The 13,099-nt window shown below is 50.5% G+C and carries 16 protein-coding genes; 7 read left to right on the forward strand and 9 right to left on the reverse strand.

Features of this window, described 5'->3' with window-relative positions; all coding sequences use genetic code 11:
* The first annotated feature begins 24 nt into the window (after positions 1 to 24).
* The 3 genes from rsmF (at position 25) to FDW87_RS15135 (ending at position 2,077) form a co-directional block, all read left to right on the forward strand.
* Positions 25 to 1,446: a 16S rRNA (cytosine(1407)-C(5))-methyltransferase RsmF gene (gene rsmF / locus FDW87_RS15125; protein ID WP_256372294.1), complete on the forward strand. Its 1,422-nt coding sequence runs from the start codon at positions 25 to 27 to the stop codon at positions 1,444 to 1,446.
* 100 nt (positions 1,447 to 1,546) lie between these two features.
* A complete protein-coding gene (locus FDW87_RS15130; protein ID WP_029139506.1) occupies positions 1,547 to 1,783 on the forward strand; it encodes a YebV family protein in 237 nt (78 codons plus the stop codon).
* 102 nt (positions 1,784 to 1,885) lie between these two features.
* The gene (locus tag FDW87_RS15135) at positions 1,886 to 2,077 is read left to right on the forward strand and encodes a YebW family protein (RefSeq protein WP_016152779.1); all 192 of its coding nucleotides are present in this window, start codon (positions 1,886 to 1,888) and stop codon (positions 2,075 to 2,077) included.
* On the opposite strand, the gene pphA is transcribed toward FDW87_RS15135, so the two are convergent.
* From pphA to yobA, 5 genes are all read right to left on the reverse strand, one after another.
* Positions 2,078 to 2,719 (reverse strand): protein-serine/threonine phosphatase, encoded by a 642-nt coding sequence (pphA, locus tag FDW87_RS15140; RefSeq protein ID WP_137379897.1) that lies wholly within the window; start codon positions 2,717 to 2,719, stop codon positions 2,078 to 2,080.
* A 77-nt stretch (positions 2,720 to 2,796) separates the two neighbouring features.
* Positions 2,797 to 4,077: a hypothetical protein gene (locus tag FDW87_RS15145; protein ID WP_080858673.1), complete on the reverse strand. Its 1,281-nt coding sequence runs from the start codon at positions 4,075 to 4,077 to the stop codon at positions 2,797 to 2,799.
* A 581-nt stretch (positions 4,078 to 4,658) separates the two neighbouring features.
* Positions 4,659 to 4,997, reverse strand: a complete 339-nt coding sequence (locus tag FDW87_RS15150) for a YebY family protein (protein WP_003833793.1) — start codon at positions 4,995 to 4,997, stop codon at positions 4,659 to 4,661.
* Between the two features lie 20 nt (positions 4,998 to 5,017).
* Positions 5,018 to 5,890: a copper homeostasis membrane protein CopD gene (gene copD, locus FDW87_RS15155; RefSeq protein ID WP_137379898.1), complete on the reverse strand. Its 873-nt coding sequence runs from the start codon at positions 5,888 to 5,890 to the stop codon at positions 5,018 to 5,020.
* A gap of 3 nt (positions 5,891 to 5,893) precedes the next feature.
* Positions 5,894 to 6,268, reverse strand: a complete 375-nt coding sequence (yobA, locus tag FDW87_RS15160; protein ID WP_137379899.1) for a CopC domain-containing protein YobA — start codon at positions 6,266 to 6,268, stop codon at positions 5,894 to 5,896.
* A gap of 143 nt (positions 6,269 to 6,411) precedes the next feature.
* Here yobA and FDW87_RS15165 point away from each other — a divergent pair, with 143 nt between their 5' ends.
* From FDW87_RS15165 to exoX, 3 genes are all read left to right on the forward strand, one after another.
* Complete coding sequence (locus tag FDW87_RS15165) at positions 6,412 to 6,642, forward strand: DNA polymerase III subunit theta (protein ID WP_003034925.1); 231 nt, start codon at positions 6,412 to 6,414, stop codon at positions 6,640 to 6,642.
* Positions 6,643 to 6,748: 106 nt separating this feature from the next.
* Positions 6,749 to 7,405 carry a carbon-nitrogen hydrolase family protein gene (locus tag FDW87_RS15170; RefSeq protein WP_137379900.1) on the forward strand — a complete coding sequence of 219 codons (657 nt, stop codon included), beginning with the start codon at positions 6,749 to 6,751 and terminating at the stop codon, positions 7,403 to 7,405.
* A 23-nt stretch (positions 7,406 to 7,428) separates the two neighbouring features.
* Entirely contained in the window at positions 7,429 to 8,091 is a 663-nt protein-coding gene (exoX, locus tag FDW87_RS15175; protein ID WP_016152773.1) for an exodeoxyribonuclease X, read from the forward strand.
* On the opposite strand, the gene ptrB is transcribed toward exoX, so the two are convergent.
* The 4 genes from ptrB to yebG all read right to left on the reverse strand — a co-directional run bounded on the left by ptrB (position 8,073) and on the right by yebG (position 11,761).
* Positions 8,073 to 10,148, reverse strand: coding sequence for an oligopeptidase B (ptrB, locus tag FDW87_RS15180; protein WP_170975116.1), 2,076 nt, complete (start codon positions 10,146 to 10,148; stop codon positions 8,073 to 8,075). The genes exoX and ptrB overlap by 19 nt on opposite strands.
* Positions 10,149 to 10,234: 86 nt before the next feature.
* Positions 10,235 to 10,894 (reverse strand): tellurite resistance TerB family protein, encoded by a 660-nt coding sequence (locus FDW87_RS15185; RefSeq protein ID WP_104652107.1) that lies wholly within the window; start codon positions 10,892 to 10,894, stop codon positions 10,235 to 10,237.
* Positions 10,895 to 10,995: 101 nt separating this feature from the next.
* Positions 10,996 to 11,349: a protein YebF gene (yebF, locus tag FDW87_RS15190; RefSeq protein ID WP_094761903.1), complete on the reverse strand. Its 354-nt coding sequence runs from the start codon at positions 11,347 to 11,349 to the stop codon at positions 10,996 to 10,998.
* Between the two features lie 121 nt (positions 11,350 to 11,470).
* Positions 11,471 to 11,761, reverse strand: a complete 291-nt coding sequence (gene yebG / locus FDW87_RS15195; protein ID WP_137379902.1) for a DNA damage-inducible protein YebG — start codon at positions 11,759 to 11,761, stop codon at positions 11,471 to 11,473.
* 132 nt (positions 11,762 to 11,893) lie between these two features.
* Between yebG and purT the strand changes: the two genes are divergently transcribed.
* Positions 11,894 to 13,072: a formate-dependent phosphoribosylglycinamide formyltransferase gene (gene purT, locus FDW87_RS15200; protein ID WP_137379903.1), complete on the forward strand. Its 1,179-nt coding sequence runs from the start codon at positions 11,894 to 11,896 to the stop codon at positions 13,070 to 13,072.
* The last annotated feature ends 27 nt before the right edge of the window (positions 13,073 to 13,099 follow it).

Here is a 13,099-nt window from a genome sequence, read left to right on the forward strand (position 1 = left end):
CTGTTTTTTTGCCGGTGGTACCAAGTGGCTTATTTTCCCGACGCCTTTCTAAACCAAATGCGTGAAGCAATGCCTTCCACGCTCTCATTTGATGATTTTCTCGCTGCCTGCCTGCGTCCGCTGCGTCGCAGCATCCGCGTCAATACGCTGAAAATCTCCGTTGCCGACTTCCTCACTCTGACAGCACCTTACAACTGGTCGCTCACTCCGATACCCTGGTGCGCTGAAGGTTTCTGGATCGAACGCGATGATGAAAAGTCAGTACCGCTCGGCAGTACCGCGGAACATTTAAGCGGCCTGTTTTATATTCAGGAAGCCAGCTCAATGCTGCCGGTCGCCGCGCTGTTTGCCGATGGTAACACTCCGGATCGCGTGATGGATGTCGCGGCAGCCCCCGGCTCCAAAACCACGCAAATTGCCGCAAAAATGAAAAATCAGGGCGCGATTCTGGCAAATGAGTTTTCCGCCAGTCGCGTCAAAGTCCTGCATGCCAATATCAGCCGATGCGGGATAGCCAATGTCGCGCTAACCCATTTTGACGGGCGGGTATTTGGCGCAGCGTTGCCAGAAGCCTTCGATACCATTTTGCTGGACGCGCCGTGTTCCGGTGAAGGCGTGGTGCGTAAAGATCCCGATGCGCTAAAAAACTGGTCGCCAGAAAGTAATCTGGAAATTGCCGCAACCCAGCGCGAACTTCTCGACAGCGCCTTTCATGCCTTGCGTCCCGGCGGCACGTTGGTTTACTCGACCTGCACGCTGAACCGTGACGAAAATGAAGACATTATGCAGTGGTTGATTGAGACCTACCCGGACGCCGTCGAGTTTTTACCACTGGGCGATTTATTCCCGCAGGCTGAACGCGCCCTGACCCCGGAAGGATTCCTGCATGTGTTCCCGCAGATCTACGATTGTGAAGGTTTTTTCGTCGCACGTCTGCGCAAAACCGCCGCGATCCCTGCACTACCGACGCCAAAATACAAAGTCGGTAACTTCCCGTTCAGCCCGCTTAAAGGGCGTGAATCCGCGCTTGTCACTCAGGCCGCTAACGCCTGTGGATTGCAGTGGGAAGACACTCTGCGCCTGTGGCAGCGTGATAAAGAGATTTGGCTATTCCCAACTGAGATTGAACCCCTGATCGGCAAAGTCCGCTTTTCCCGACTTGGCATCAAACTCGCTGAAACGCACAATAAAGGGTACCGCTGGCAGCATGAAGCCGTCATTGCTCTCGCCAGCACAAATCACAGCCATGCGTTCGAACTGACCCATGCCGAAGCCGAAGAGTGGTACCGCGGACGGGATGTCTACCCGCAGACCGCACCGACCACCGACGATGTGCTGGTTACGTTCCAGCATCAGCCGATTGGCCTGGCGAAACGTATTGGATCGCGATTAAAGAATAGCTACCCGCGCGATCTTGTCCGGGATGGCAAACTCTTTACAGGATAACGCACGTTTTTACTGGCGCTTTTGCTAACGTTGACTACGCTGAAAAATGGACGGCCTAACTGGTCGTACCACAACCAGCAAATAAACGGAGAGCACGATGATGAAAACCAGTGTGCGCATTGGCGCTTTTGAAATCGACGACGCCGAGTTACATGGCGAATCGCCAGGGGACCGAACGTTAACCATTCCGTGTAAATCCGATCCGGATTTATGCATGCAACTTGATGCCTGGGATGCCGACACCAGCGTCCCGGCTCTTCTTAACGGAGAACATTCAGTTCTATTTCGCGAGCACTACGATCGTAAGTCAGATGCCTGGATCATGCGCCTTGCCTGATTCAAAAAGAACCCGTCGCCAGACGGGTTATTTCTTGGTTAATTTCCCTCATCTATCAACATCTTCTACACTACAGGTATGGCTTTACCATTTGAGGATGGAATGTTCACGCTGGTTCTTTTTGTGTGCTACCTGGGTGGCGGTTGTGAAGATATCGTTGTTGATGTCTACAAAACTGAGCAGCAGTGCCTGATATCGATGGACGATCAGCGTATTCGTAACGGCGGATGTTTACCCGCGGATGACTACATCGACAGCTTCTGGCGTCCGGCCCAGGAATACAGCGATTTTTGATTATTGCAGTTGCACCAGCGTCAACTCGCCACCAAACACCGCACCGGTATCAATATAGTGCAGATTCTCGTGATCCAGCCGCTGACGCAGAGGCGTATGGCCAAACCAAAAGTGATCCGCGCCGCGAATGCCGTTGCCTTTATTCATCAGCCTTGTGCGATCCCACAGTACCCGCTGTAAATCGACCTCTTTTTGCCACTGATAATTATCATCAGGGTAATCTGCGTGAGCAATAACGTGTATGCCGTTCTGGCAACGCAGCTCCAGAATCCAGGGTAATTGCCGACACGTTTCAAGAGCGGCTTTCGCCGCTGGCTGCTCCGCCTGCGCAAACCACGAACCGCCATTCATAAACCACAGGAATTGTTCCCCGGTTGCCAGCGCGTCCAGCCCCATCTGTTCATGATTCCCTCTGACCGCGATAATCCAGCGTTTACGCAGTAGTTTCAGGCAACGCAAACTGTCAGGTCCGCGGTCGATAACATCCCCCACTGAAACCAGCAGGTCCTGCCACGGATCAAAATGACACAGGCGCAATTTCGCCATCAATAATGAGAAGCAACCGTGGATATCCCCGACCACCCAAACATGTCGCCAGCACGTCGCTTCCACTCTTTGATAAGCATTGTCAGGCAGTCCCATTTGACCTCCTGTACACAAATATTGCCCTGTTCTAAATTAAACCATAGCAGTAAAAAACAGAGCGACCGAATCATACATCACGGTCCTACGCTATCCACGCGTCGACGAGGTACTAACGCAACAGCTTCCAGTTCTGCTTCCAGTTCAGCTACTATAGATTGCAGGTCATAAGTGGGTGCATTACGCGCACGAGCTCTTTCTTCTCTTTTCTGTTTACAACACAATTCCTGATAGAAATCATTAACCGCAGGGATATCCCCGGTAATTTTTATCACATCATGTTCATGATAAAACAGCAACGGCGGCCCACCTTTGGTATCAAATGCAACGGCCTTAAGCGGCGTGAGCTCCATCGCCTCAATAAAACCTTTGTCACAAGTCAATATTCCAGGGAAAAAATATCGCTCATCATTTCCTGTATTGAAGGTAAGTGCTTGCTCTAAATATCGACAATGAGTCAGATCCCAGGCCATACCATGTAATGCCGACCACATGTTTTTCGACTTTTTATGTATTTTGTTAAAAAACCTAAATTCTGTCCCTCGTATAAAAAACTCACTCGCTAGAATTAACTCTCTTGTTGCCAAAAAGCATACTTTGGTGTGAGCAAAACTTAATAGTTCGATCAATTTATTTTTGAGCGATCTGGCAGGCGATTTGATTTGGATGATACTCATCATAAGAACATAAGCGTAAATACTATCGTGCCTGTCTCTTAAGGCACGCCTGAACTCAGAGTCTTTGTTTTTGGTGAGCAGTGAGCTAAAATGTCTGTCGGTATTAAGAAAAAGCTCACCTTGCGATATTTTTGAGGTCAATACTCCGCTGGTTCCTGAATTAACGAGATCAACATCTTTTATAAATTCGTAACCCATCAACTTATCGAATATTTTATGGTGATTCTCTTTCTCATCCAGATTTTTAAGGTTCTCCAGTTCATATAACACAGAGTCTACCTGCGTATTCTGATGAGAAATAAATTTAAATATTTCTTCGATGTCATCATCCAGACCAGAAACTTTACCATTGATATATGGTCTGAGATAACTTAATGCCTGGCTATCAAGAGATATTGAGTAATCTATTTTAAATGTGGAGTGTCCTTTATCGCTGAACATTTCCTCTATGGTTTGAGGATCCATAACGAAAACATTTTCATCATTGAATAAAGAGCGTATAGACGCCCCATGCTTGAATTTCTTGTTAGTTTGAAACCCTGGATATGGCCCTTTAGGCGATGAAAAGACAAATTTATACTCTGGGATTAATAGATAGAAACTGGTGTATAGTTTTAATGCTGCAGAGAGATCTTCAGCATTACCAATCTCCATCACGAGTCTTTCTTTTAACTTTTCCATTTCTTATATCTCGTTATTGAGAAACTGAGTCCATGTATCAGGGGCCAGAACGGCATCAATTGATGGATAATTATACCGCTATTGATACAAGTGAGTCTAAACCTCTCGGCACTAGTGACAACTGAAATGCTGGCGCATAAGCAGACCATACGCCTGGAGAACAGGAAAAAATGGGCATCACGATCTGATCTTTTTCTGCGCAAATGAAGTGTAAATGTTAAAAGCAGTGTGGTATAACGAAGAAATCCCGAATTGTGATATGCGGACAAATTTCGGAAACTTTCGGACATGATGTCCTAAGTGATTGAAATAAAATCCACATAAAAAGAGACCGAATACGATTCCTGTATTCGGTCCAGGGAAATGGCTCTTGGGAGAGAGCCGTGCGCTAAAAGTTGGCATTAATGCAGGCTAAGTTACCCTGCCATTTAAGAATAGATGACAGCGCCAGGTTTTCCAGTCCGCGACTAAAGTGGCCTGAAAAAAAGGACGATTGTCACACATCCAAACGTAAAAACCGCAAGTTCTCCTGAGCGAGCCTTGCGGTTTTTTATTGGAAATCAGAACACTACATCTGACAATTAGCAGAGCTTTTCTGCACGCTCCACAAACGGTGCGAGGCTCATTTTTTCGCCCGGTTTCGCCGGGTCGTCAATCTGGATAATCTCGATTGGCTTCGCCGTAGTTTTCCCACTCTCTACCTGCTGTCTGGCAACATCATTCAATGGGTATTGCACCAGCGTACTGGGATTGATGACATACAGCGCGTTACCAGGACGGCAGGTCAGCATCACCTCTTCCCGATTAAACGCCCACTTATCTTTGCCAACCTCAAAACGGCTGACGGTGATGACCTGTGGCGCAGCCAGCGCGGCCCCTGAACTTGCCAGTAGTAATAACGAGATAATGATTTTTTTCATGCGTTTCGCCAATCCATCAATCAGAAAGGTTCGAGGGTTGCAAACAGGCTGACAATCGCCAGCACAACGGCCCCAATTCCCCATTCCAGCTTAGTCATCCAAACAAAATAGAGTGTCATACTGCGGTTATCCTGCCGCATGCGTGGTACCAGAACATACCGATTCACCAGCGCAATCGCCACCATTAGCATCACCAGAGCACCTTTTAACAAAAGCAGTTGCCCGTAAGCCATGTGCCAGGGAACAGAAAAACCAACAATAAACAGCGCATTCAGGATGCCGGTAAGTAAAACTCCGATAACGAAAAGATGCCCGTAGCGGGAGAAACGCATCATAGTATTGATGGCCTGTTCCCGCCAGCGGCCTTGCGCCATTTGCATACAGTAAAGTACGGGCAGCAAACCGCCGAACCAGGCGGCAGCGCATACCAAATGCAAGGCGTGGTTAACCTGCTGGATTGCACCAGCGATACCGCTATGCAGCGTCGCGTGTCCGACGCCAGCCAGCAAAATAAACTGCGCAATCGTCAGCATTAACAGCCGTCGCGGCATGCTGCGCGGTACTATAATTACCACCACCAGCGTGACCAGTGCGAGGATAATCTGCCATAACCACACGCCGCCAAACTGCGTTTGCAACACGGCGCCCCATATGTCACTAGAAATAACATCCCGCCAGCCTGAGCCCATTAAACCACCCTGGATCGCCAGCATCAGCGTCGCGCTAATAAAGCTCCACGCTGCGGCATGTCGTTGTAGACGCAAAAAACGACGCATCATTAAACGACGAACCGAAACGGGAGCCAGCCATGCGCCGTAGAGCGCACAGCCAAACACCAGCATCAACGTGGTAAAATGGATAAACCGTAGTGCAACCCAGGTAAATTCCAGCATCGGTTATTTCACGCTAAAGGTATATTGCCCCTTTGTCTTATGGCCATCCACGGAGACGACGTGCCAGTCGACAGTATATTTTCCGGCCTCAAGCGTTTGAGCAAGCGGAATAATCAGTTGTGTTTTGTCCTGTTCACTGCGCGATGCCTTACCCGTTTTGATCTGTTCTTTGTTTGGGCCTGTCAGCGTTGCGCCGCTGAATCCCGGCTCGACACCTTCAGAGAAATTCAGCGTCAACGCCTGAGGAGATACCGCAACATCGGCATTAGCCGCCGGGCTTTGTTTTGTCAGGTGAGCATGAGCCAGGGCGGCGGGAGTTGCCACTACGCTGGCGAGTACGATGAGAGCGTTGCGAAGCATAGATGCAGATGAAGCCATTTCAACTATTCCTTTTTGTTATGTCTAATCTATAGAGAATAACCTTCTACAATGATCGAGTCGAGAATCATCATTTCGGTCTTGCCATTAATGCACACTCTTAGTAACTTTGCGCGCCGAAAGACAGAGAAAAGGAGAAGCCCATGAACATCAATCTGGCCAAACTTGAGCAAGCTGAAATGGATAAGGTCAATGTTGACCTGGCCGCGGCGGGTGTCGCATTTAAGGAGCGATACAACATGCCGGTTGTTGCCGAAGTCGTTGAGCGTGAACAGCCCGAACATTTACGCGACTGGTTTCGGGAAAGACTGATCGCGCACCGTCTGGCATCCGTTTCCCTTTCACGTTTACCCTACGAGCCTAAAGTTAAATAAAACTTATATTACGTTACGATTCCTTACATGATGCCTGCTACAGTATAAGTATATTCTTAATCTATACTTTAAAGATGGTTGTAGACACTATGAAAAGGAAATCATTATGTCACACTGGAAAATCGCAGCAGCACAGTACGAACCTCTTAAAACCTCAGTTACCGAACATGTCGCGCATCACCTGCAATTCATTCAGGCAGCCGCTCAATGCCAATGTGAATTGCTGGTTTTCCCCTCCCTCTCACTATTGGGTTGTGTTGATGAGAATGACGCGCTCCCTGCCCCACCCGATGAAGCGTTGTTAGAACCTCTCGCGCATGCAGCCGTGACTTATCGCATGACGATTATTGCGGGGCTATCGGTAGAACATAACAATCGGTTCGTAAAAGGTATCGCGCTTTTCTCTCCCTGGATGACCTCCCCCTTAACGTTTCACCAGAGCCACGGGGCCTGTATCGCCAGACAGCAAAATGCCATCAGCGTTGTGGATAGCCAGCCGGAAGGTATCGATATCGACCCGGCGTACTCGCTATTCACCAGCAGTCAGTCTGTCAGTGAGCCCGAATTGCTCTCCTCTACATCTCGTCTACAGAGTTTCTCGCATAAATTTGCCATCGCGGTATTAATGGCCAATGCGCGTGGCAGCAGCGCGTTATGGGATGAGCAAGGTCGATTGATTGTTCGCGCAGACAGCGGTTCCTTACTCTTAACCGGTCAACGCACGCCACGGGGTTGGCAAGGTGATATCATTCCTTTACGCTAATCGTTTTGGGTCAGGAGCATGGCATGTTGCGCATAATAGATACAGAAACCTGTGGTCTGCAGGGAGGCATTGTTGAGATTGCTTCTGTCGATGTGGTTGACGGAAAAATAGTCAATCCCATGAGCCACCTGGTGCGTCCTGACCGCCCCATCAGCCCTCAGGCGATGGCAATTCATCGCATTACGGAAGCGATGGTGGCCGATAAGCCGTGGATTGAAGATGTCATCCCACAATATTACGGCAGCGAATGGTACGTGGCGCACAATGCAAGTTTTGATCGCCGCGTATTACCCGACATGCCCGGGGAGTGGATTTGCACCATGAAACTCTCCCGTCGTTTGTGGCCAGGAATCAAATACAGCAACATGGCGCTGTATAAATCGCGCAAACTGAGCGTGCAGACGCCAGCTGGCCTGCATCATCACCGTGCCCTGTACGACTGCTACATCACCGCGGCACTGCTGATCGACATCATACAGACGTCAGGCTGGTCAGCAGAACAGATGGTCGATATTACCGGCCGTCCTGCGTTACTCACTACTTTCACTTTCGGCAAGTACCGCGGAAAACCTGTATCAGAAGTGGCTGAACGCGATCCGGGCTATCTGCGCTGGTTATTTAATAACCTCGACAGTATGAGCCCGGAGCTGCGCTTAACGCTGAAACACTATCTGGATAACGCCTGAGCAGACGCATGCCCAGGCAGAGTCCCCTGCGCCAGTCCGATCAAAAACGCGTATTCCAGGGCCACGCCTTCGTATGATTTAAAACGCCCTGATTTTCCGCCATGCCCGGAATCCATATCCGTGCAGAGTAACAGCAGACGATCGTCCGTTTTCAGCTCGCGCAGTTTTGCCACCCATTTTGCCGGTTCCCAGTATTGCACCTGGGAGTCGTGTAATCCCGTCGTAACCAGCAGATGAGGATAATCTTGCGCTGTAACATTGTCATACGGGCTGTAGCTTTTCATGTAGGTGTAATACTCTTCGTCCTGCGGATTCCCCCACTCTTCAAACTCACCGGTCGTCAGGGGAATGGACTCATCCAGCATCGTGGTCACCACATCGACAAAAGGCACCTGCGCAATGACGCCATGGAAGAGTTCCGGGCGCTCATTAATGGCAACACCCATTAACATTCCTCCGGCGCTTCCCCCCATGCCGTAACACAGCGAAGGCGCGCCATAACCCATTTTTAGCAGCGCGTCGCAGACGTCAAGGTAGTCATTGAAGGTATTTTTCTTGAGCAGAAACTTACCGTCTTCGTACCACTGCTGTCCTAACTCGCCGCCGCCACGCACATGAGCAATGGCATAAACAAAGCCGCGATCCAGTAAGCTCAAGCGGCTGCTGCTGAAATCGGCGTCCATGCTGGCGCCATACGAACCATAGCCGTAGACCAGTAAAGGGTTTTTCCATTTCAGGAAATACTTTTGATGGTAAACCAGCGAAACCGGAACCTCGGTGCCATCACGCGCGGTGATCCAGACGTGTTCGCTACGGTAGTTCGCCGCATCAAATCCTGGGACCTCCGTCTGTTTGAGTACGCGACGCTCTCCGGTGTCCATATCCAGTTCAAACAGCGTATCCGGTGTGGTCATAGAGGAATAGCCATAACGCAGACGCGATGTCTCCGGCTCTGGATTGTAGGCAAGCCATGTCACATACGCCGGATCATCAAAAGCGATGCCGACCACTTCGCGCGTTTTACGATTAATCTGTCGCAGGCTGGTTAAGCCCCGCTGACGCTCTTCCACCACCAGCCAGTCTGTGAACAGCGTAAAGCCCTCCAACATGACGCTGTCGCGCGGCGGGATGAGCGTCTCCCAGGCTTGTTCATCACGCACACGGGTACGGTACAGGCCGAAGTTTTTACCCTGACGGTTGGAACGCAGATAAAACGTATGCTGATAGTGATCGAGACTGTACTCGTGATCTTTGCGTCGCGCTAAAAAGACTAACGGCTCGGCATCCGCCAGTTCTGCGTCAAGCAGCAAAACCTCACTGGTGGTCGCGCTGGCGATATGAATAACCACATAATGTAACGAGGTGGTTTTATGCAGACTGACATAAAACATGTCATCGGCTTCTTCATACACTAGCTCATCCAGTGATGACGGCGAGCCGACGGTATGTCGCCACACTTGATACGGGAGCAGCGTCGTTGCGTGTTTGCGCACGTAATAGAAGGTTTGCGAGTCATTCGCCCAGACCAGATCCGCTTCAACGTTTTCCAGCAGTTCCGGATACCAGTTACCGCTTTGCAGATTGCGAAAACGCACGCCATATTGCCGACGAGAGAGATAATCTTCGGCCAACGCCATGATGGTGTTATCCGGAGATATCGCCAGTCCCCCCAGCGTATAAAACTCACTGTGGGCCGCGCGCTGGTTACCATCCAGCAAGGTGTCCCATTCATCCCACTCTTCACTGAAGGCAGACTGACGCTGATAAATGGCATATTCGCACCCCGGTTCATAAATATGCCGGTAGCGATAACCATTCTTCACATAGGGGGCGGAAGCATCCTGAGGCGGGATACGGTCGATAATCTCTTTCAGGACGCGATCCTGCAATGCCTGCTGCGAGGCCATAATCTGGCGGCCATACGCATTTTCTTGTTGCAGATAATCCAGCACTTCTGGCTGCGAGCGGGTGTCATCTCGCAGCCAGTAAAAATTATCAACGCGGGTATCGCCATGATTCGTCATGGCGTGGGGGATACGAGAAGCTTTTGGTAGCATGTCATTGTTCTTTTGCTTAAACATCCTATAAGGGTGGCAAAAGACAGCAATGATGCAAGCGAAACATGCGCCTTAACGGTAAGTAATTAACCCGGTAAAGCCTGTTTTTGTTCCTTGAGATCCTGTTCAATGCCTTCACGAACATCCTGCGGGATCTTCAACGCATCGCCCAGCGCGTTCAGATAGCTACGCTCCATAAAGTGGTCGATATCAATCGCTGCACAGCTCAGGAAGTAAATTTCCAGCGCCTCTTCTTCGTTGCGGATCCCTTGTGCCAGGCGCTGAGGATCTAACGGTTGTTCAATCGCACGTTCGATCAGAATGCGGCCCTGCTCTTCCACGCCTGCTTCACGGAGCTGCTGCTCAATGGCGGTACGTTCTTTGGCATCAATATGACCATCGCTTTTCGCCGCAAAAACCAGCGCCAGGATCAGTCGTTCGGTTCGCTCATCCAGCGGCGAGCTTTGTGCACCGAACTGCGGCTCACCCTGATGCGCCGCGCGAACCTTATCCTTGTATTTGTTCCATAACACAGTACCGGCAACCGCACCGCCGCCCACCAGAAGCGCGCTGGTGCCGTATTTACTCAGTAATTTACGTGAAGATTTGTTGGCAACCAGTAATCCTGCCAGACCGCCTAACGCGCCGGGAACCAGAAGTTTACTCAGCCCTTGCTCACCAGAAGATGACGCGGAAGATCCTTTTTGCCCAAGAAGAGATTGAAGTTGATTCAGCCAGTTAGCCATGTTGCCCCTCAAGTACAGACGAATAATCATCAAAGCGTACCCGAGGGGATGTCAGGAAGTGTTCAGGTCATCAAAAGAAGTGCAAATACCTTCTACCTTCGTTACTGCGACTGATACTCCGCCGTTCCGGCTTTGCAGTCGACTTTTACCTGGTAGTGAATATCCGCGCTTTTACCGCGAACCGTGAGGGGAACTGACCATTTCCCATCTTTGCCCGTAATATCGGGCGTGTTGACCCAGGCGACAGGATCGGCTTGCCCGACGCGTTTTTGATCGTCAGCCCAGCGCGCGATGCGATTTTGCTGATAATCACGTTTCACGCTCGCCGCGATACCGTCAGCATTCAGTCCTTCGCACTTGGGGAACTGAACATTCTTGCTTTCCATATTTGCCGCAAATACAGATACGCTGGCAGATAACAACAGCAGGCTCAGCAACGCTCTTTTTTTATACATTCTTTTCTCCTTAATCTCCCCTTCGTCCTTCAGGTTGCCTGTTACAACGTGAAAAGACGTCAGGGATTGCACAATGATTCAGGGAAAAGCATGGTACAAAACGTCAGGAGCGCAAGTCGTTTCAGGCAGCCTGAGTATCATCCTCAGCGTGCGCATCGCTTTCGACCGCCTGCGGAGAGGGCAGCTTGCCGTTTTTCAGAATGGCGCTCAGCACATCTTTCTGCTCAGCCAGCCACAGGGAAAGCGCTTCGCGCTGCTCGTCTTCCAGCGCTACCGGCGATTGCTCCAGCCATGTGTCGAGCAAATCTGCTGTATCAAGCATTTTGTCATACGCATCGGCTTCCTTTTTGCTGGTAAACGACATTTTTTCCTCACCTTCCCGAATGACTACGTATTTAACTTCAACCGCCATTTTTGCAGCCTCTTAAATTACCTGTATTTATGTACAGTATATTCTTTTTACGCCTTGAAATCAACCTGGTAATAAAGACAGACGCAAACGTTTTCGTATATACTGCGCCCAGATAAAACAGGGGATTAATTTATGACGTTATTAGGCACAGCGCTGCGTCCCGCAGCAACGCGAGTGATGTTATTAGGTTCAGGTGAACTGGGTAAAGAGGTGGCGATTGAATGCCAACGCCTGGGTGTGGAAGTCATTGCCGTGGATCGTTACCCCGACGCGCCAGCCATGCACGTTGCCCATCGCTCATACGTAATCAACATGCTGGATGGCGATGCTTTACGCCAGCTCGTCGAGCGTGAAAAACCACATTATATCGTGCCGGAAATAGAGGCGATTGCCACGGATATGCTGGTAAAACTGGAACAGGACGGTCAAAACATCGTGCCGTGCGCCCGGGCGACGCAGTTGACCATGAACCGCGAAGGAATCCGTCGTCTCGCCGCCGAAGAATTATCTCTACCGACCTCTTCTTACCGCTTTGCTGACAGCGAAGCCCGCTTTCGCGAGGCCGTCGCCGAAATCGGCTATCCCTGCATCGTGAAGCCGGTAATGAGTTCCTCCGGTAAGGGACAGAGCTTTATTCGTTCCGCCGATCGACTCACTGAAGCCTGGAATTATGCTCAACAAGGCGGCCGAGCAGGTGCCGGACGCGTTATCGTCGAAGGCGTAGTGAATTTTGATTTTGAAATCACCCTGCTTACCGTCAGCGCCGTTGATGGCGTACATTTCTGCGCACCGGTAGGACATCGTCAGGAAGATGGCGATTATCGCGAATCCTGGCAGCCGCAGCAGATGAGTGACCTGGCGCTGGCTCGAGCGCAGGAGATTGCCCGTAAGGTGGTGCTGGCGCTGGGCGGCCACGGTCTGTTTGGGGTAGAGCTATTTGTCTGCGGTGATGAGGTCATTTTCAGCGAAGTTTCCCCTCGCCCTCACGACACGGGTATGGTGACCTTGATTTCGCAGGATCTGTCTGAGTTTGCCCTGCATGTACGCGCATTTCTCGATCTGCCGGTTGGCGCAATCCGTCTGTATGGGCCTTCTGCTTCCGCCGTTATTCTGCCGCAGCTTACCAGCCAGAATGTCACGTTTGATAACGTACAGGCCGCTGTGGGCACAGGTATGCAAGTCAGATTCTTCGGCAAGCCAGACATCGACGGGAGCCGTCGTATGGGCGTTGTGCTGGCCACAGCGCAGAGTATTGAAGACGCGGTGACACGCGCGAAAGACGCGGCGGCACAGGTGAAAGTCGCAGGATAAAAAACGGGCCAGATGGCCCGTTTCAGA

It is taken from the genome of Citrobacter sp. wls826 (assembly GCF_005281245.1).
Lineage (GTDB): Bacteria > Pseudomonadota > Gammaproteobacteria > Enterobacterales > Enterobacteriaceae > Citrobacter > Citrobacter braakii.